Origin of the sequence: Legionella sainthelensi (assembly GCF_900637685.1) — a bacterium.
Taxonomy (GTDB): domain Bacteria; phylum Pseudomonadota; class Gammaproteobacteria; order Legionellales; family Legionellaceae; genus Legionella; species Legionella sainthelensi.
The window spans coordinates 2,937,292-2,956,257 of record NZ_LR134388.1 but is presented as its reverse complement, the minus strand read 5'-3'; the positions used below and the strand labels follow the sequence as shown (position 1 = coordinate 2,956,257).

Genomic DNA, 18,966 nt, shown 5'->3' with positions numbered 1-18,966 from the left:
CTTTTTAGTTGCAGGGAGTAGGAAGCATGGCATTTGCAACTTTTGATTGATTCTTACGTCCCAAAATCTTACAAATCATGTCACCGGCCGCTACAATTTTAAAAATATCTATGCCTGTTTCTATTCCTAAACCGTGCATTAAGTATAGAACGTCTTCAGTAGCAACATTACCGCTTGCTCCAAGAGCATAAGGACATCCTCCAAGACCCGCTACGGAGCTATCAAAACGATGCACTCCATGCTGTAGGGATGCATAAATATTCGCTATAGCTTGGCCATATGTGTCATGAAAATGCATTGCTAATTGATTGAGAGGTAGTAACTTAAGCACTTGATCTAATACCAAATGAGTTTGACGAGGGGTCCCGACCCCTATAGTATCGCCCAATGAGATTTCATCTACCCCTAAGTCTAATAATTTTTGTGTTACAAGAGCTACTTCCTCGGGTGGAATGCTGCCTTGATAAGGGCAACCAAGGACGCAAGAAATATAACCCCTAACCCTAATGCCATTTTCTTGAGCTAGAGCAAGAACTGGTTTAAAACGAGCAATACTTTCATCAATAGAACAATTAATATTTCTTTGGTTAAATTGTTCGCTTGCTGCTGTAAATACAGCGATTTCTCTAACCCCAGCTTCCAACGCCTTAAGCATACCCTGCTCATTAGGCACTAAAGCCGAATAATGGATAGATGGTGATTTATCTATAGCGCGAAAGACTTCATTATGGTCTGCGAGTTGAGGTATTGCTTTGGCGGAAACAAAACTAGTTACTTCAATATAGTGTAAGCCAGATTGACTAAGTAAATTAATTAATTCAATTTTGTGCTTGCTGGATACAAAAGCAGCTTCATTTTGTAAGCCATCACGGGGACCAACTTCTATAATAGTGATATGTTGCGGATAGTCCATAATTATCTCTTTTTTATATCCCAGGTTATGAGTCAATTTCACTTAATGTGAGTAATTCTTCTCCTTCATTAACCTGAGCTCCTACAGCATAAAAAACTTCCATCAATATACCATCATTAGGAGCATGAATAGTATGCTCCATTTTCATTGCCTCAAGAATAATTAAACGTTCTCCAGCTTTAACTCTTTCTCCAATATTTTTTAAAATTGCTACAACAGTTGCTGGCATTGGTGCCGTCAGTTGTCCTTTCTGAGTTGTTGTTTGTGTACCTAATGTACTCCAATTAAATCGTTCAATTATTATTGTGCCTTGGGGAGAATATAAGGTCAGTGATTGGTTTTTATTTTCTACTGTAGCTTGGTAATTTTGATTTTCTGTTTCAATACGAAGTTGATTGCCTATCAAATTTCCATGAATTAAGTGTTCTTTTTGATTAAGTTGCACTTTGAAATCATTTTTATTGATTGCCATAATCAATGTTTCAATCACGGCTTCTTTATTTTGATAACGCCAAATCCAATGACTCGATCCTTGAGATTGCCAAGCAAAAGCGTCTTCAAGTAACGGGTCTTGGATCGAATTGACCATAGTTAAATAATCAAAACTTATGGCCATGAGTAAAGCGATTTCATAATCAGGTGTTGCTATTTTAATATCTTCTTTGCTTAAAAAATCCGTACTTAGCTTTACATCTTTGAAATGAGGGTGATGGCAAATAGCTTGTAAAAATGGAATATTTGTTTTTACTCCACCGATAAAGTAATGGGATAGTGCTTGTTCTATTCTTGATAGTGCTTCCTCCCGGTTAGCACCCCACGCAATAAGTTTGGCAATCATCGGATCGTAGTACATAGTAATCTGGGATGAAAGCAGTATGCCTGTATCAATACGGATACCATCGCCAGATGGTTCTTGCAAAAAGCTAATTTGACCTATCGATGGAATAAAGTCTTGAAAAGGATCTTCAGCATAAATGCGACATTCTATGGCATGACCAGAGGATTGAATTTTATCTTGTGTTAATGGCAAAGGCTCATTAGCCGCAATTTTTAATTGCCATGCTACTAGATCAAGCCCGGTGATTTGTTCAGTGACCGGATGCTCTACTTGTAGACGAGTATTCATTTCCATAAAATAGAATTGTTCTTCTCCATCTACCAAAAATTCGACGGTACCTGCACCTCTGTATTTAATAGAACGAGCTACTTCACAAGCTGCTTCAGCAAGTCTTTGTCGTATAGAAGCAGATAAATTAGGAGCCGGGGCTTCTTCAATAATTTTTTGATGTCGCCGTTGAATGGAACAATCGCGCTCAAATAAATGAACTACGTTACCATGATTGTCGGCCATTATTTGTAATTCGACATGACGAGGATGCAGTACTAGTTTTTCTATAATCATGGTGTCATCAGCAAAACTGGCCATAGATTCTCGTTTCGCTCCTGCTAATGCCATGCTGAACTCTGATTCATGATAAACAGTACGCATCCCTTTGCCTCCGCCGCCATTGGCTGCTTTGATTAAAACAGGGAATCCTATTTTTTGGGCTTGTGCAAGTAATTTTTCTTCTGCTTGTTCACTGCCATGATAACCTGGAGTTAAAGGAACGTTCGTTTTTTCTAACAATTGTTTTGCTAATTGCTTTGAAGCCATAGCCTCCATTGCTTCAATTGAAGGACCAATAAAAATAATATTGGCTGCATCACAAGCTCTAGCAAACTCAGGGTTTTCTGAGAGAAAGCCATAGCCAGGATGTATGGCTTGTGCGCCACAATTTTTAGCAATATGGATAATATTAGCAATATTTAGGTAACTGTCTTTAGCAGGGGCTTCACCAACAAAGTAGGCGCTGTCAGCACTGCGTACATGTAAACTTTCTTTATCAACTGAGGAATAGATGGCTACTGTATGTATACCCATTGATCGCGCAGTTTTAATAATTCTGCACGCAATTTCACCACGATTGGCAATAAGAATTTTATTAAACATGAGAGCCTCTTTAATTGTTACCCCAATTAGGTGTTTCTTTGTTTAAAAATGCATTAAGCCCTTGTTGTCCTTCAACTGATACCCTTTTTTGAGCAATTAAGGCGGCGGTGTAATGGACTAATTCTGCATCGATTTTTTTATTTGCTACATAGGTTGCCAACTGTTTTGATGCTCGTACTGCTTGGGGCGCATTGCTACAGATTTGTTGGGCATAATTAAGCGTGAATTCTAATAAATTTTCTTCGGGAACGCAGTGTTGTACCAAATTTAATGATAATGCTTTGGCTGCATCAAAAATTTCTGCACTCATGAATAGGGCTTTAGCATTACGTTCTCCTATAGCTTGAACAACATAAGGGCTAATCACTGCGGGTATTAAGCCTAATTTTACTTCTGAAAAACAAAATCGTGCTGTCTGAGCAGCTATAGTGAGATCACAGGCTGCAGCAAGTCCTGCTCCGCCGCCAAAAGCTGACCCATGTACCATAGCAACAGTAGGTTTGGGGCTTGTATTTAAACTGTACATCAAATTACCAAGTACCATAGCGTCTTTTAAATTTTCTTCTTCATTAAAACGAGCCATGTCTTGCATCCAGGCTAAATCAGCGCCTGCAGAAAAATGCTTTCCATTGGCCTTAAGCACAATGACACGAACATTAGAATCAGCTATGGCTGAATTGAGTTGCTCTTGTATTGCGGTTAAAAGATGGTTATCAAAAGCATTATGTTTACTCACTCGATTGAGAGTAAGTAGGCATAAGTGTCCATGAATTTCAGATAACAAGTTGCTCACTGTTGCTCCTTTTTTACATGCGAAATACGCCAAAATGGGTTGAAGCTATAGGTGCATTCAGTGCTGCAGATAAACCCAAACCTAATATTTTTCGTGTATCTTGCGGTGCAATGACACCATCATCCCATAAGCGGGCACTCGCATAGAATGGGTGGCCCTGGGTTTCGTATTGCGCTCGCAATTGATCTTTAAAATTCTCTTCTTCCATTTCGGACCAAGCCGCACCTTGCTTTGTGAGTTTATCGCGGTTGACCTGAGCCAGAACATTGGCTGCTTGCTCACCCCCCATGACTGAAATTCGAGAGTTTGGCCAAGACCACAAGAACCTTGGGTTGTAGGCTCGTCCACACATAGCATAATTGCCAGCACCAAAACTTCCCCCTACAATTACGGTAAACTTAGGTATATTGGCGTTGGCTACAGCCGTTACCATTTTAGCTCCATGTTTGGCGATGCCTGAGGCTTCATATTTTGAGCCTACCATAAAGCCAGTAATATTTTGTAGGAATACCAGTGGAATTTTACGTTGGCAACAAAGTTCTATAAAGTGAGTTCCCTTGAGAGCGCTTTCACTAAAGAGAATGCCATTATTAGCGACAATGCCTATGGGATAACCGTATAAATGTGCAAAACCACAGACTAAGGTAGTACCAAAAAGTGCTTTAAATTCATCGAATTCTGAACCATCAACAATACGCGCAATCACTTCACGTATATCAAAGGGTTTTCTTGGATCAGCAGGAATTATACCATTAAGTTCTATGCTGTTATAAAGTGGCTCTATAGTTTCAATTCGTTTTAATTGTTGATGTTTTTTGCGGTTTAAATTACTAATAGAAACTCGAGCCAGGTGCAATGCATGAGCATCATTTTCTGCATAGTGATCGGCTACTCCTGAATGCCTACAATGGATTTCAGCACCGCCTAACTCTTCAGCACTGATGACTTCGCCTGTTGCCGCTTTAACAAGGGGAGGGCCACCAAGGAAAATCGTAGCTTGGTTTTTAACCATGATCGATTCGTCTGCCATAGCCGGAACATAGGCTCCACCAGCTGTACAAGAACCCATTACTACCGCAATTTGCGGAATGTTTTGCGCGGACATTTGTGCTTGATTAAAGAAAATGCGACCAAAATGATCTCTATCGGGAAACACCTCATCTTGATGGGGTAAGTAAGCACCGCCAGAGTCGACTAAATAAATACAGGGTAAATGATTCATCAGTGCGATTTCTTGGGCTCTTAAGTGTTTTTTGACGGTTAAAGGGTAGTAGGTGCCTCCTTTTACCGTAGCATCATTTACAATGATCACACATTCAATACCACAAACCCACCCAATTCCAGTAATGATTCCCGCAGCAGGAATTGCATCGTTGTAGACTTGAAAGGCCGCAAGCTGCGAAAGCTCAAGAAAAGGACTGCCTGGATCTAATAATTGGTGTAGTCGTTCTCTTGGTAGTAATTTGCCATGTTTCAGATGGCGTGTTCGCGCTTTTTCATCACCGCCTAAGGCAATATGCTGAATTTGATTTTTTAATTCATCAACTAAAGCAAGCATTGTTGCTTGATTTGCCTTAAACTCCTGGCTAGCGGTATTGATTTGACTGATTAATTTTGCCATACCTTCTATTATCCTTATCGCACCAAAATATCACTTAAAACAATGATGATCCAAATAATCCAGGTGATTGCAATAAAGTGAGGCATATCACCGCCTTTAAAAACTCTATATGCAAGAGCTGGAACAGAGGTAATCGCTACTGGCAATAGGACAAGAACAAGTATCTTACGAACCACAAGTCCCCAGCCCGTTTGGCTGAAAATAGGTGTTAGTTTTAAATTGATATAGGTAAAAAACAGATCGATATAAACAATGACTAGCTGGGCATATTTTGCCAATATTACTACTAAGATACTCAGCAATAAATAGATAAGACTGTGTCGTAGCATGAATGTCCTTTTTATGATACAGCTTTTCTCCACATGCTATAAAAAGAGTAAAGTTACCACCATCTATCAAAAAACATCCCATCATCTTTCTGATGAATAGCACCACTTAACAATCTTGCTACTCTCAGGAAGTTTGAAAACTTGGCAGAGATGTTGAGTTTATGACAGTAACTCTGAGCCTCTTCTTAAAAGAAAGAAACTGTTATATTTTAAATTAATTCAATAGCCATAGCAGTTGCTTCGCCGCCACCAATACATAATGCAGCAATGCCACGTTTTTTCCCTTGATGTTTTAAAGCGTGTATTAAGGTGACTAAAATACGCGCACCCGATGCACCAATGGGATGACCTAAGGCACAAGCACCGCCATGAATGTTAACGTGTTCTGGATTTAATTCAAGTTCTTTTATAGCAGCCATAGTGACTACCGCAAATGCTTCATTTATTTCATAAAGATCTACGTCATTTTGTTTCCATGCAGCTTTATTCATAACTTTGCGAATCGCATCGACAGGGGCAGTGGTAAACCATTCTGGTGCTTGTGAGTTGCATGCATGCGCAACAATGCGGGCTAGAGGTCTTATACCTTGCTTTTCTGCTTGTCCTGCGCTCATTAGGATCACACTTGCTGCACCATCAGAGATAGAGCTTGAATTAGCAGCGGTTACTGTTCCATCTGCTTTAAAAGCCGGTTTTAACTGTGCGATTTTAGCCAATTTTGCTGCATCAGGCCCTTCATCTACGGTTACTGTCACATCTCCTTTGCGTGAACTTATTGTTACGGGAGTTATTTCGTCTTTAAATGCCCCATTTTCCATAGCTTTCAGTGCTCGGCTCATGGAGCGAACAGCGAACTCATCTTGTTGCTCTCTACTGAAATGAAAATGGCTGGCTGTAGCTTCTGCAAAAACACCCATCAATTTGCCTCTATCGTAGGCATCTTCCAATCCATCAAGAAACATATGATCTTTTAACTCACCATGCCCAAGACGATATCCTGAACGCGCTTTACTCAGTAAATAGGGGGCATTACTCATGCTTTCCATACCACTAGCAAGAACAATATGTGCAGTTCCTGCGCGAATTAAATCATGAGCCAACATAATTGCTTTCATTCCGGAACCACACATTTTATTGATTGTGGTAGCTCCTGCAGTATTGGGTATTCCAGCCTTAATCGCTGCCTGTCGAGCAGGGGCTTGACCAATTCCTGCCTGTAACACACAGCCACTAATCACTTCATCTATTTCTGCAGGATTTATTCCAGCTTGGGATAACGCTGCTTGGTGTGCAATGGCGCCTAGTTCTGGAGCTGAAAGTGTTGATAAATTTCCTAGCATTGCACCCATAGGAGTTCTTTTTGCTGCAACGATTACAATGTCATTCTGTTCCATTTTCACTCTTCCTTATACTGTTTCTTTAAAAAGTTCTCGTCCAATAAGCATTCTTCTGATTTCTGAAGTACCGGCCCCTATTTCGTATAATTTTGCATCTCGCAGCAAACGACCTGTGGGATATTCATTAATGTATCCATTTCCACCAAGAATTTGAATTGCTTGTAATGCCATTTGGGTTGCTCGTTCGGCTGTATATAAAATGACACTCGCAGCATCTTTACGACTGACCATTCCTTGATCACACGCTTTTGCAATAGTATATAAGTAAGCTCTTGATGCACTTAAATCAGTATACATGTCAGCCAATTTACCTTGAATGAATTGAAACTCGCCTATGGGTTGTTCAAACTGCTTTCGCTCATGAACATAAGGAAGTACCACATCCATGCACGCTTGCATGATGCCTATTGGTCCTGCTGCAAGAACGGTGCGTTCGTAATCGAGACCACTCATTAATACTTTAACACCTTGATTGACTTCTCCTAAAACATGTTCTTCGGGTACTTCACACTGCTCAAAAACAAGCTCACATGTATTTGAACCTCGCATCCCCAGCTTGTCTAATTTTTGGGCTGTCTTAAAACCTGGCATTCCTTTTTCGATTAAAAAGGCAGTGATACCTTTACTTGCTGCATGTTTGTCTGTTTTGGCATAAACTACTAAGACATCCGCGTCAGGTCCATTAGTGATCCACATTTTTGTGCCGTTGAGAATATATTTGTTCCCTGCTGGACGAGCATGCAGTTGCATGCTGACTACATCTGATCCTGAATTGGACTCACTCATAGCCAGAGCGCCGATGTATTCCCCACTTATAAGTTTAGGCAAATATTTTTGTTTTTGAGAATGATTACCATTTAAATAAATTTGATTGACGCATAAATTCGAATGAGCGCCATAACTTAAGCCTACAGAAGCAGATGCACGGGATATTTCCTCCATCGCAATCACATGGGCGAGATACCCCATATTTGCGCCACCATATTCTTCGCTAATTGTAATTCCTAACAATCCCATCTCACCGAATTTTTTCCATAAGTGATGAGGAAAGGTATTTGTTTCGTCAATTTGAGCAGCAAGTGGCGCGATTTCAGCACGAGCAAATTGATAGACGCTATCGCGTAACATATTATAGGTGTCACCAAGTTGATAGTTCGGTCCTGTATACATGATAGATAACTTCCCGTGGTTTTTAACAAATTTGTTAGACTATACCCAATCGAATTGAAGTTGCAAATAAAATTTCTATGCCAAGGAAAAGATTTCATTATTTAACATGAGCCCGGAATAAGAATATAAATCATTCCTTTATGCCAAATGAAGTTAAATCCCCTATATAACCCGCCGAAAAGTTATATTGGGAGCATTTTGAGTAAAAATAGCTCTATTGATATAATTTGGAGAATCTCCTTTACCTGATTTAAAAAATCGCCTAATCTTAAGCCGAAAGAAAGCTGCATATTCCTTTCAATATAAGTTGTGAAGAGGTTATAGCATCGTATGCAGTGAGACCTTATATGAGAGAATGACTATTACGCCAATATGGGAGTAATAGTAGCGTTTCGTTTTATGAGTTCAGGTTTATCTATTTAGGAGAGTCGTTGATGCGCAAGTTAGTACTCTGGGGGCATAGTGTTGATGAGTATCGCGAGATGTTTGATTTGTCTCAAGAGGACATGAATTCCCGAATTTTAGAATATGGATGTGGTCCCAGTGCCGTAAACGCACAACAATTTCACGAGGCACATCAAGCTGTTAGCTGTGACCCATTATTTGTTTTGGATAAAGATACTTTATCTTCTAAAGCAATTATGATTTTTGCTCAAATGGCGGATGAAGTGCGTAAAGAGCAAAAGCAATTTGATTTTAGCCGTAATGGAGGTTTAGAGCAATTGCTTGAATATCGGCAAAAAGGAATGAAATCATTCTTTGCCGATTATGAAAAAGGTAAGGCTGAAGGACGTTATTTTGGAGCAGCTGATTATCATTTACCCTATTCTGATTTTTCTTTTGATTTTGCTTTAAGCGCTCATTATTTATTCGCAGATCTAGAGGATCAAACTGTTGATTTTCATTTAAATGTAATTTGTGAGTTAGCACGAGTAGCTAAAGAAGTTAGAATTTTTCCCTTGAATGATATGGAAGGAAAAAGTTCTGAGCTTTTAGGCCCAGTATTACTGCAACTGCAAAAACAGGGTTATGGTGTGGAAATTAGAGAAGTCGATTACCATTTGCACAAATCAGAAAATGCGATGCTTCGAGTTTGGGCCCAAAAATGTGATATTTAATTCATGCGAGTTCGATGTAAAAGATACTTTTACGTCATTAAATGAATATTATCCCATAAAATGGATGCCATTTTATGGGATCGAGTTTTAATAAAATCAGTTATTATGAAAACAATAACGATTTATTTTATGTAGAACTCACATTAATTCATGTAGCCTGGGTGAAGTGAATCGTAACCCATGGGGGTTGTACGCACAGAATTTCCAGGTTACGCTTCGCTCACCCAGACGACAGGATTCCCTATGTATTCAATTTTACGTCCTTTACTTTTTAGTATGGATGCAGAAAAAGCCCATACCTTGAGTTTGTCTGCTTTACACTACATACCTAAATTCTGCTTTAAGCAAGCACAACATCAGCCCGTGCGAGCATTAGGACTTCAGTTTCCTCATCTTGTGGGTTTGGCTGCAGGACTGGATAAAAATGGGGAGCATTTAGATGCATTGGCTAAGCTTGGTTTTGCTTTTATTGAATTAGGAACGGTAACGCCAAAACCACAAATGGGTAATCCTAAGCCTCGTTTATTTCGTTTACCAAAGGCTCAGGCGATTATTAATCGTATGGGTTTTAACAATCAGGGAGTTGATGCTTTAGTTAAGCATGTAAAAAAGGCATCTTATAAAGGGATATTAGGTATTAATATTGGCAAAAATAAAGATACATCACTAGAATATGCAGCAGATGATTACATATATTGCCTCAAGAAAGTTTATGAACATGCATCCTATGTAACGATTAACATTTCTTCACCCAACACCCCTGATTTACGTCAATTACAACAAAAGGAATATTTTGCCCATTTATTGTCAAAAATTCAGGCTGAGCAAACTAAATTAGCTGATAAGTTTCAACGTCATGTTCCTCTAGTTGTAAAAATCTCCCCAGACGAACATGTGGAAACACTGAAACAAATGACAGAAGTAATATTGAGTTTAGGCATAGAAGGAATTATTGCGACAAACACAACATGCTCACGTAAAGGAGTAGAGCATTTGCCTCTCTCGGAAGAGCCAGGAGGATTAAGTGGCAAACCTCTTTGGGAGTTATCAACTCAGTGTTTGCGTTTACTCAAACAATATGTAGGTAGTGATGTGACGTTGATTGGAGTAGGAGGCATTGACAATTGTGAGAGTGCCCGATCCAAATTGAATGCCGGGGCTTCACTAATACAAGTATATAGCGGTTTGATTTATCAGGGACCAGGATTAGTCTATGAATTAGTACGCGGCTTATCTGAAAAAGGATGAACTGTAACGCATGATAGAATCTGAGGTTATTTTCAATTTCGATTCCCTGCTGTTACTTAGTTAGGGGTGATTCATGAAATGTATTACTAAAAATCTGGCAGCACAAATGGAGTCCTGCATCAAGCAAACTCACATTGAGGTTACTAAGCGGTATCCAAACGGAAAAATAGTGGAAATTAATGGAGGCGCTGCTTGTTTTTCTGGCTTTGATTCTTATTTATCACAAGTAGTTGGATGGGGCTTTAATACTCCATTAAAACAATTTAAAACAGAAATTGAATGCATTGAGCATTTTTATAGAAACTTAAATCATCCACGGGTAGATATTGAGTTATGTCCTTTTGTAGGAAATGAGCTTGCTATTTTTTTAAGTCAACGTGGCTATTGTATCAATGAATTAAATAATGTGTCTGTCTTGGATTTAAAAACATATCAATCTATTGATCTTGACGATAGCCCGTTGATGATAAGAGAGATAAGGTCTGATGAAATCAATGAATGGGCCACCCGTGTCGCACTAGGTTTTGCAGCTCCTGAAGCTAAAGAACAATTTATTCACTATGCTCAATCTACAGGGGTCAGCATTTTTGCGGCTTATGATAATACTGAAATTGTAGCCGGAGCTGCAATTGCCATGCATGATAATTTTTGTGATTTAGGAGTTACGAGCACTTTACCTGAATATCGAGGTAAAGGGTTGCAAAAAAGATTATTGCTTGCTCGTTTAAACTTTGCCAAACAACATCATTTATCTTGGGCTACTGTAACCACTGAACCAGGAAGTATTTCCGATATGAATGTGCAAAAAATCGGCTTTTGTTGCGCGTACACACGCATTAAGATGACCTTAGAATGAACCTAACGTTAGCACTTCGATGTAATAACAGTTACAATAGTTCATTTGGCCGATTGACCATTTAATTCATGAAAAAGAAACCCACAGTTAAAACCAGTATCTTATATAAACGTTTGCTCACTTATGTAAAACCGTTTTGGCCAATACTGGCATTAGGTGTTTTCGCTAATATGTTGTACTCCCTAATTGATGCTGGGTTTACTTACATGATGCGTCCTTTTTTTGATAAGAGTTTTATTAATGTCGATATGGATTTTATCAAGAAAATCCCTTACATCGTTTTGATAGGAATTACTTTAAGAGGGCTAGTGAGTTCTTTAGGTAGTTACTGTATGACATGGGTTGCTCGATCAGTAGTCAAGGTATTAAGAGAAAAAGTGTTTAATCATATTCTGCGTTTGCCTGCTGATTTTTATGATCAAGCAACTTCAGGACAAATGCTTTCAAAAATTCTTTATGATGTAGAACAAGTTGCTCAAGTCAGTGCAGATGCTCTAACAGATATTGTCCAAAATATTTGTTTAATTGTGGGATTTCTTACAGTAATGTTTGTTATTTGCTGGCAATTATCGCTCATGTTCCTCTTAACTATTCCTTTTGTGGGGTTCATTGTGAATTTCACAAACAAACGAGTAAGGCGTATCAGTCATAAAGTACAAAAAACAATGGGTGAAGTTACTGAGATTGCTAGTGAAGCGATTGAAGGCTACAAGGTGGTGCGTATTTTTGATGGTATTGCTTATGAATCAGAAAAATTTAGCAGAGCTATAGAGCATTCACGCCAAAATGATATGAAGGTGGCTGCAAGCAAGGCACTTAATGTTTCAGGAGTACAAATTGTCATTGCTATTGGGATTGCAGCCATTATTGCAGCAGCAATTCAATTATCTACTGTAGTTGTTGTTTCAGCCGGTTCATTTTTGGCAATTATTGCTGCGATGATACAATTAATAAAACCTATGAAAACATTAACTACGCTCAATGCGGTGATCCAAAAAGGTTTGGCAGGCGCCGAAAGTGTTTTCAATATGCTTGATGTATCTATTGAGCAGGAACAAGGCATTGTTTTGCCACAGCGAATGCGTGGTGAGTTGGTGTTCCAACAAGTTTCCTATGCTTACAGACAAGGTGAAAACGTATTGCATGATGTGAGCTTTGCTGTTGAAGCGGGAAAAACAGTGGCTTTAGTAGGTCATTCAGGGAGTGGCAAGACAACTATAGCCAGTTTAATTCCTCGTTTTTATGAAGTTACTGAAGGTATCATTACTTTAGATAACATTCCTATCAATCAAATTAGTTTGTCAAGCTTGCGAGAGCAAATGGCTTTAGTGAGCCAAAATGTAACTTTGTTTAATGATACTTTAGCGAATAATATCGCTTATGGTCGTTCAGATATTAGTCGTGAACAAATTATGTATGCGGCTAAACTTGCTTTTGCCGATGAGTTCATTAGTCGATTGCCTGAAGGCTATGAGACCCGTGTAGGTGAAAACGGTGTATTGCTTTCTGGCGGTCAGCGACAAAGAATCGCGATTGCTCGTGCTATTTTGAAAGATGCACCTATTTTAATTCTTGATGAAGCAACATCAGCATTGGACAGTGAGTCCGAACGATACATACAAATCGCTTTGGAGGAGGTCATGAAAAATCGCACTACCATTGTTATTGCGCATCGTTTATCGACAATAAAGCATGCAGATAAAATCATTGTGATGCAACAAGGGCGTATTGTAGAGCAAGGCACGCATCAGGAATTGCTTGATAGGCAAGGATATTACGCTCAGTTACAGGGAATGCAACGTGTAGGTATTATTCAAGAGGAAGTTATAGCCTGATGCTTTCCTTTTTAGATAAGTTATGGTACGGAGAACATCCCTTACAATGCCTGTTACGCCCATTGTCTTGGGGCTATCAAATGGCAATTTCAGTCAGACGCTATTTTTTGCAGCGTTTTTGTCAAGTTACTTGTCCCGTTCCTATTATCATTGTTGGGAATATTACTGTTGGAGGGGTAGGTAAGACTCCTTTAGTAATCGAATTAACTAAGAAAATGCAACAAAAAGGATTAAGGGTGGGGATTGTGAGTCGTGGTTATGGAGCAACAATAAAACAATTTCCTTATGAAGTTCAACCCTATGATTCTGCTTTAAAAGTAGGTGATGAGCCTTTATTATTGGTGCAACGAACCAAATGCCCAGTAGTAATCGCACCAAAACGAACTCAAGCAGTAAATTATCTTTTGAAAAAATATCAAAGCGAAATCATTATTAGTGATGATGGATTGCAGCATTATTGTATGGGAAGAGCCATTGAAATTGCTGTTATTGATGGAACACGTGGTCTAGGAAATGGTCTTTGCTTGCCTGCTGGGCCGTTAAGAGAGCCCGCATCCCGCTTAAATCAAGTTGATTTTATTGTGGTGAATGAGGGGAGTATGGAAAACGCATATTCTATGATCCTAAAGCCCGGGAAAATTAAAAAATTAAATACTGATGAAGAGATTTCTCCCGAAACGGTACATGGGACTTGGGAGGCAATTGCTGCAATTGGTAATCCACAACGTTTTTATTCCACTTTGCAGAAATTAGGGATAGAATTCAATACCTGTTCCTATCCTGATCATTATCAGTTTAGGGCGGAAGATTTGAATTATATTGAGTCGCTTATTATTATGACGGAAAAAGATGCAGTAAAATGTCGATCTTTTAGTTCAGACAGAATGCATTATTTACCCGTGGATGCTGTATTGGATGATGCATTTTGGAACGCATTGTGGTTACATCAACAGTTAAAAGGTTATTGCTGATTATGTTTGCTTGGATTCGCTGTTTTCTATTTTTAATCGTATTCCACACAAGTACTGGGTTGTTTGCGACTGAAACTGAAAAAATGCCGCAACCACAGCCCCAATCTATTGTTCCGATGACAGGTAGTTGGACTTTTTCCGGAATGGTAAAGAATGAAAGTGGCGATAAATACGGTTATTTTTTTGAAATGCAGCGTCAGGGTATCGATTTTTATGCTAAGGCTGCTCTAATTGATGGGCAAACAAATGAGCTTGTATTTTTTATGAAGGAAAAGAAAAAATCGAGCAAATAACATCCTTGGATTGGCATGTGGGCGATTCGTTTATACGTTACAATCCTATCAATGATAGCTGGATTTTTGGGGTTAAAGAAACAGATAAGAAAGGTTTTAATTTCAAAGTGGATATGTTAAAGCAAGCAAATCAGGATAATGAAACTTTAGCTTTACGTCCTGGAATTCAATTGCAAGCAGTGCAAACAAGTCAACTGAACGGGCATTTACGTATTGATGATAAAGAGCAATTTGTTACAGGGAATAAAGCTTGGTTTGGTAAATTAGTATTAAGTGATGATCAAAAAGATTCGCATAAAATAAGCACAGCCTTTTGCAATTTAAATGATGATAATGGTTTTTATTCGGCAAATCTTCAAGAAAAAGATGCAACTAGTGCCGCGGTGGCTGGTTGGCTCGATCCTCTGGGCAATAAAGTAAAAATGTCTCAATTTATTTCAATAAAACCGTTAGATAATGATCTATGCATGGTGAAAATCCGCTATCCTAAGCTTAATTTAAAATTGATGAATACATTAAAAGATAAAAATCAATTAAATACGGTTGCTGGTTTTTCTAAAGAAAGCAAAGGTGCTTTTTGTATTGTGATGGAACAACTATTCAGTCAGAATAAAGTATTGAACCTAGATACTTTAGAAGTTAAGCTCAATGCGTAGGTATTTCGGCATTGATGGTTTTCAGCTAATTATCGTGAGTTCGACATAAGAAAGCAAATCCATGTGAGGAAGCCTTAGATGCTTTTGATCTGCTTCTCCTATTATCTCTTAAGTCTGCGATGAGTCAAAATCCTTATCCATATTCGCCTTAATCAAGATGATTTATCTGGAAGACATTGTGATAATAGACTTGCCAAAATTAATGCTACGGGAATAATTAAAAGAGCGAGTTGATAATCATTGAGCGCATGAAGATTAGTGTCTCCCTTGAAATGATCCAAGAAATAACCAATTAATGGTTGTAATAAAGGAGCGCTCAACATTGCCAAAGTATTGGTAAATCCTGTGCACGCAGAGAGTGATTCCGGAGGAGCTAATTCATTCGCGATCGTAAATGCAAGCATATAGGCTCCACAGCAAAGCCCAATAATAAAGAGTAAAATACCCATGATGAATATATTATGTATGGGTAAATACAGCATAAAAAGAAATAAAATAGCGGTTGATAAACATGAAATATGAATTAATGGTTTGCGTTGAGGTAAATACATAGAGAGCCAACCATAAATCGGGCAACTTAAACCGGCTCCAAACAAAATAATAGAAGTCAGAATACTTGCTGTTTCTAGGGTGCATTCTAATTTTAATTGGAGAAAAGGAACGGCCCACATCGCAGCAAACACAGTAATAACAGAAAATTCTAAACCAACAAATAATCCATTTATCCATACAAGTTTGTTTTTTAGCATGGATAAAAGATGTACTTTGTACTGATTATGATTACTGATGATGGGTTTATTATTCGGAATATATTTCCAACATAGAGTGGAAATCAATAGCCCTATAACTCCAGCGCCAGCAATGAAGTTTTGCCAACTAATGTGGTTTATAAGTGCCCCCATTCCAATCATGCCGAATACAGTAACAGTAAAACCTAAAGTTTCAGACAATCCAATCATAAAAGCGTATTGTCTTAATGGATAGTGTTGCCGTAAAATACGCGTCACCCCAACAAATGCAAAAGCCGAGCCTCCGCCAATAATTAAACGGCCTAAAAATAGCATAAATAAGTTATGTCCCGTAGAAAACAGAAAACAACCTAACGCACAGAGTAGGGCGTTTAGCGATAACAGAATACGAGTGTTATAGCGGTCAAAAAGAAGTCCAACGGGGATTTGCATGGTAGTGTATACATAATAAAAAGCACTACTCAAAAGGCCGGCTGTCAATGCGGCGAGTTTCTTCTCATGCATTATTGCGCCAATAACGATTCCTGATGATAATTGTAAAAAAAATTGAAATAGTAGAAAAAATACGCTGACCAACCAAATGATGGTTCTTGAAGTGCTGTGTGTGGCTGTTGCTGGCGATGAGTTCATTGATATTATTTTAGCAGAAATGACGAAAATATATAGTATGATGGGCAAGGTGTAAATTTATTTTAAATGATTCGGCTGAATTTGAATTGTTAGCATACTAAAGATTTTTAGTCGCGTTCATTTTTCGCTGTAACGAAGATTAAGATTGTGGCAATCGCAATTAATGGTGACCCATCGCTAAATTTGTTAATCATTGATTCGGATCAAAAAACCATAACTTGATTTGATCCAATGGAAATGAATGATAGCTGCACCAACGCTGAATAATATTTTCATCCATTCCATCAGGTATTCCATGGACACCATTTACGAGTTTTTCTTTGAGTAGCATTAATGAAGCAAGATTATGAATATAAAATTCTGGATCTATATATTTCATTGGTGTAGGGTCTTCGAGAACAAAATTGACTGGCATTTTATGATTTAGTACTTCATCCTCACTAAAATGAGGGCCAAATTCGTCGTAAACACCTAAATTAGCTAGGATTTTGCCGCTAAACCACGAATGAGGATAATCATTCAAAATAGCTTTTTTACCTGTTGCGGTAATAACAACATTTGCTTCAATTAAAGCACGCTCTAGTTCGTTAAAATTTTTAGGACTGATGGCTTTTATACCTAGATTTTGGGCTAATTTTCTTTGTTTTTCACTGATGTCGACAACAACAACGGGAATTTTATTTTGATTACAAAAATAAGCGACTCCGCGACCAATTTTGCCAAAACCAAAAATAATCCATGATGTTTCGCTAGGAATAATTCCCGTCAGTTTTGTGAGAGCCATGTGGCTACTATCTGCACAGCCGAACACTGTCTCCAGCTGTTTTGTTAAAGTGCGATCAATGCTAATTACTGGGAAATCAAGATTGTGATGTCGATAAAAGTGATCTCCGGAACCTGTTAATTCTATTGCTCCTATTTGAGGGGCTCCTAAAAACTGATAGAGTTGAGCACCACAATCAAAATAAAGATCAAATTTCTCTCCCACAAGGGAGTTAAGTGTTTCAACATAAGAAATGTTAGCTTCTTTTAAAGCAGACACAGCTCTGGGATGAGCATGGCAAAAATCACCAGGATTTGTCACTGTGACATCAGCTCCTGCTTCAAGTAAACATGCAATTTTTAATAAAGTATTAAGTACTACAGGGACATGGTGCAGAATACGTAACCCAACTAAAGGGCGTGTAACTCGCCATTCGCTAAGTTGTTGATGCATGAAAGGGGCTTCATTTTTAGAATAAATTTGAAAGAATTTTGTTAGGGCATTCGGCATTGCGTTCGTCAAAATAAATAAAGTTTTATTTTAACATAGCATGCTCTTATAGGATCTGAAATATTAATGCTAAAATAAAAATGCATGTTGGGAATACTTGAATCTTAATTATAATTTTGAAACTAATATCATGAATACTAACGAATTAAAATCATTTCTAATGGTTTATGAATATCGCTCTTACTCACTCGCAGCAAAGCGTTTATTTGTGACTCAATCTGCTGTTAGCAAGCGGATTAATAATTTAGAAAATGAATTTAAAACCAAATTATTTGAAACCAGGGGAAATATGATTTTTCCTACTATGGAGGGGCAGTTACTTATCCCATATGCTCGATTACTGCTACATACATTATGTGATGCTGCTGCTAATTTAAAAAGCCCTGAGCTCACAGAAGTACCTATTATTATAGGTACGTCCACTTTACCATGCTATCAATTTTTACCTTTATTTATAGCTTACTTAAATGAACATGTGGATAATTTCCCCAACTTCCATATCAAACAGATGGCAAAGCAAGAGCTTTTTCCTGCATTACAAAATGGCTTAATTGATATGGCATTAACAACTCAAGATCTCAAGACGAATAGTTCTATTGTATGTCATCAACTTGATGAAGAAGATGTTTTCGTTGTTGTGTCTCCCAAACATGAATTAGCGAATGAAAAGGGACTTGATTTAAAAAAGCTTTCTCAACATACATGCATCTTAACCGAAATAGGGTTTTCTATTCGGGATAATTTAGAAAAGCGTTTTTCCAAAGAACAGTTGCAGCTTTTGGTGAAACATGAACTATTTTCTTTGTTGGCAATAAAAAAATTAGTCAAGCAAGGATTAGGATGGACTGTGTTGCCCACGCAATATTATGATCAAGAATTAATAAAATTAAAAGTAAAAGACTATTCTGAAAAAATAAGTTTATGTTGGTATTGTCACAAAAATCGCGCTGATTCTCGACTAATACAGTATGTAGGTCAATTATTGAAGGAATCACTTCCTTACTTTCATCAGCATGTAGACAAAGATACGTAACAAAATCAAAAATTTTTTTAATCTTATGCTCATGAATTATAAACAAAAGTTATTTTATTATTTCATTAGCATTTAAGAATTCCTTAATTTA

15 protein-coding genes and 1 pseudogene are annotated in these 18,966 nt (G+C 38.0%); 7 read left to right on the top strand and 9 right to left on the bottom strand.

Going from position 1 to position 18,966, the window contains the following annotated elements; translation table 11 throughout:
- Window positions 1-4: 4 nt before the first annotated feature.
- From EL220_RS13020 to EL220_RS12990, 7 genes are all read right to left on the bottom strand, one after another.
- On the bottom strand, window positions 5-913 hold the full coding sequence (locus EL220_RS13020; RefSeq protein WP_027271374.1) for a hydroxymethylglutaryl-CoA lyase: 909 nt from the start codon (window positions 911-913) through the stop codon (window positions 5-7).
- A 25-nt stretch (window positions 914-938) separates the two neighbouring features.
- Entirely contained in the window at window positions 939-2,903 is a 1,965-nt protein-coding gene (locus EL220_RS13015) for an acetyl/propionyl/methylcrotonyl-CoA carboxylase subunit alpha (RefSeq protein ID WP_027271375.1), read from the bottom strand.
- 10 nt (window positions 2,904-2,913) lie between these two features.
- Window positions 2,914-3,696: an enoyl-CoA hydratase-related protein gene (locus tag EL220_RS13010; RefSeq protein WP_027271376.1), complete on the bottom strand. Its 783-nt coding sequence runs from the start codon at window positions 3,694-3,696 to the stop codon at window positions 2,914-2,916.
- Between the two features lie 13 nt (window positions 3,697-3,709).
- The gene (locus EL220_RS13005; protein ID WP_027271377.1) at window positions 3,710-5,317 is read right to left on the bottom strand and encodes a carboxyl transferase domain-containing protein; all 1,608 of its coding nucleotides are present in this window, start codon (window positions 5,315-5,317) and stop codon (window positions 3,710-3,712) included.
- A gap of 14 nt (window positions 5,318-5,331) precedes the next feature.
- On the bottom strand, window positions 5,332-5,646 hold the full coding sequence (locus EL220_RS13000; protein ID WP_027271378.1) for a hypothetical protein: 315 nt from the start codon (window positions 5,644-5,646) through the stop codon (window positions 5,332-5,334).
- Between the two features lie 209 nt (window positions 5,647-5,855).
- Window positions 5,856-7,040, bottom strand: a complete 1,185-nt coding sequence (locus tag EL220_RS12995) for a thiolase family protein (RefSeq protein WP_027271379.1) — start codon at window positions 7,038-7,040, stop codon at window positions 5,856-5,858.
- A gap of 12 nt (window positions 7,041-7,052) precedes the next feature.
- Window positions 7,053-8,213: an isovaleryl-CoA dehydrogenase gene (locus EL220_RS12990; protein ID WP_027271380.1), complete on the bottom strand. Its 1,161-nt coding sequence runs from the start codon at window positions 8,211-8,213 to the stop codon at window positions 7,053-7,055.
- A 434-nt stretch (window positions 8,214-8,647) separates the two neighbouring features.
- Here EL220_RS12990 and EL220_RS12985 point away from each other — a divergent pair, with 434 nt between their 5' ends.
- The 6 genes and pseudogenes from EL220_RS12985 (at window position 8,648) to EL220_RS12960 (ending at window position 15,190) form a co-directional block, all read left to right on the top strand.
- Window positions 8,648-9,331: a hypothetical protein gene (locus EL220_RS12985; protein ID WP_027271381.1), complete on the top strand. Its 684-nt coding sequence runs from the start codon at window positions 8,648-8,650 to the stop codon at window positions 9,329-9,331.
- A gap of 243 nt (window positions 9,332-9,574) precedes the next feature.
- The gene (locus tag EL220_RS12980) at window positions 9,575-10,579 is read left to right on the top strand and encodes a quinone-dependent dihydroorotate dehydrogenase (protein WP_027271382.1); all 1,005 of its coding nucleotides are present in this window, start codon (window positions 9,575-9,577) and stop codon (window positions 10,577-10,579) included.
- Window positions 10,580-10,652: 73 nt separating this feature from the next.
- Window positions 10,653-11,435 (top strand): GNAT family N-acetyltransferase, encoded by a 783-nt coding sequence (locus EL220_RS12975; protein WP_027271383.1) that lies wholly within the window; start codon window positions 10,653-10,655, stop codon window positions 11,433-11,435.
- 68 nt (window positions 11,436-11,503) lie between these two features.
- A complete protein-coding gene (msbA, locus tag EL220_RS12970; protein WP_027271384.1) occupies window positions 11,504-13,270 on the top strand; it encodes a lipid A export permease/ATP-binding protein MsbA in 1,767 nt (588 codons plus the stop codon).
- Entirely contained in the window at window positions 13,270-14,241 is a 972-nt protein-coding gene (gene lpxK, locus EL220_RS12965) for a tetraacyldisaccharide 4'-kinase (protein WP_027271385.1), read from the top strand. Before msbA ends, lpxK begins: the two co-directional genes overlap by 1 nt.
- A 2-nt stretch (window positions 14,242-14,243) precedes the next feature.
- Window positions 14,244-15,190 (top strand): annotated as a pseudogene (locus tag EL220_RS12960) (hypothetical protein).
- A 152-nt stretch (window positions 15,191-15,342) separates the two neighbouring features.
- Here the strand turns inward: EL220_RS12960 and EL220_RS12955 are convergent.
- Both EL220_RS12955 and EL220_RS12950 read right to left on the bottom strand, forming a co-directional pair.
- A complete protein-coding gene (locus EL220_RS12955) occupies window positions 15,343-16,569 on the bottom strand; it encodes an MFS transporter (protein ID WP_128130912.1) in 1,227 nt (408 codons plus the stop codon).
- A 190-nt stretch (window positions 16,570-16,759) separates the two neighbouring features.
- On the bottom strand, window positions 16,760-17,842 hold the full coding sequence (locus EL220_RS12950) for an NAD-binding protein (RefSeq protein ID WP_027271388.1): 1,083 nt from the start codon (window positions 17,840-17,842) through the stop codon (window positions 16,760-16,762).
- A 130-nt stretch (window positions 17,843-17,972) separates the two neighbouring features.
- Here EL220_RS12950 and EL220_RS12945 point away from each other — a divergent pair, with 130 nt between their 5' ends.
- Entirely contained in the window at window positions 17,973-18,875 is a 903-nt protein-coding gene (locus tag EL220_RS12945; RefSeq protein WP_027271389.1) for a LysR family transcriptional regulator, read from the top strand.
- The last annotated feature ends 91 nt before the right edge of the window (window positions 18,876-18,966 follow it).

Bases quoted from the DNA above. Each gene is read 5' to 3' on its own strand.
- EL220_RS13020 (WP_027271374.1), bottom strand. From the start codon at position 913: ATGGACTATCCGCAACATATCACTATTATAGAAGTTGGTCCCCGTGAT.
- EL220_RS13015 (WP_027271375.1), bottom strand. From the start codon at position 2,903: ATGTTTAATAAAATTCTTATTGCCAATCGTGGTGAAATTGCGTGCAGA.
- EL220_RS13005 (WP_027271377.1), bottom strand. From the start codon at position 5,317: ATGGCAAAATTAATCAGTCAAATCAATACCGCTAGCCAGGAGTTTAAG.
- EL220_RS13000 (WP_027271378.1), bottom strand. From the start codon at position 5,646: ATGCTACGACACAGTCTTATCTATTTATTGCTGAGTATCTTAGTAGTA.
- EL220_RS12995 (WP_027271379.1), bottom strand. From the start codon at position 7,040: ATGGAACAGAATGACATTGTAATCGTTGCAGCAAAAAGAACTCCTATG.
- EL220_RS12990 (WP_027271380.1), bottom strand. From the start codon at position 8,213: ATGTATACAGGACCGAACTATCAACTTGGTGACACCTATAATATGTTA.
- EL220_RS12985 (WP_027271381.1), top strand. From the start codon at position 8,648: ATGCGCAAGTTAGTACTCTGGGGGCATAGTGTTGATGAGTATCGCGAG.
- EL220_RS12980 (WP_027271382.1), top strand. From the start codon at position 9,575: ATGTATTCAATTTTACGTCCTTTACTTTTTAGTATGGATGCAGAAAAA.
- EL220_RS12975 (WP_027271383.1), top strand. From the start codon at position 10,653: ATGAAATGTATTACTAAAAATCTGGCAGCACAAATGGAGTCCTGCATC.
- msbA (WP_027271384.1), top strand. From the start codon at position 11,504: ATGAAAAAGAAACCCACAGTTAAAACCAGTATCTTATATAAACGTTTG.
- lpxK (WP_027271385.1), top strand. From the start codon at position 13,270: ATGCTTTCCTTTTTAGATAAGTTATGGTACGGAGAACATCCCTTACAA.
- EL220_RS12955 (WP_128130912.1), bottom strand. From the start codon at position 16,569: ATGAACTCATCGCCAGCAACAGCCACACACAGCACTTCAAGAACCATC.
- EL220_RS12950 (WP_027271388.1), bottom strand. From the start codon at position 17,842: ATGCCGAATGCCCTAACAAAATTCTTTCAAATTTATTCTAAAAATGAA.
- EL220_RS12945 (WP_027271389.1), top strand. From the start codon at position 17,973: ATGAATACTAACGAATTAAAATCATTTCTAATGGTTTATGAATATCGC.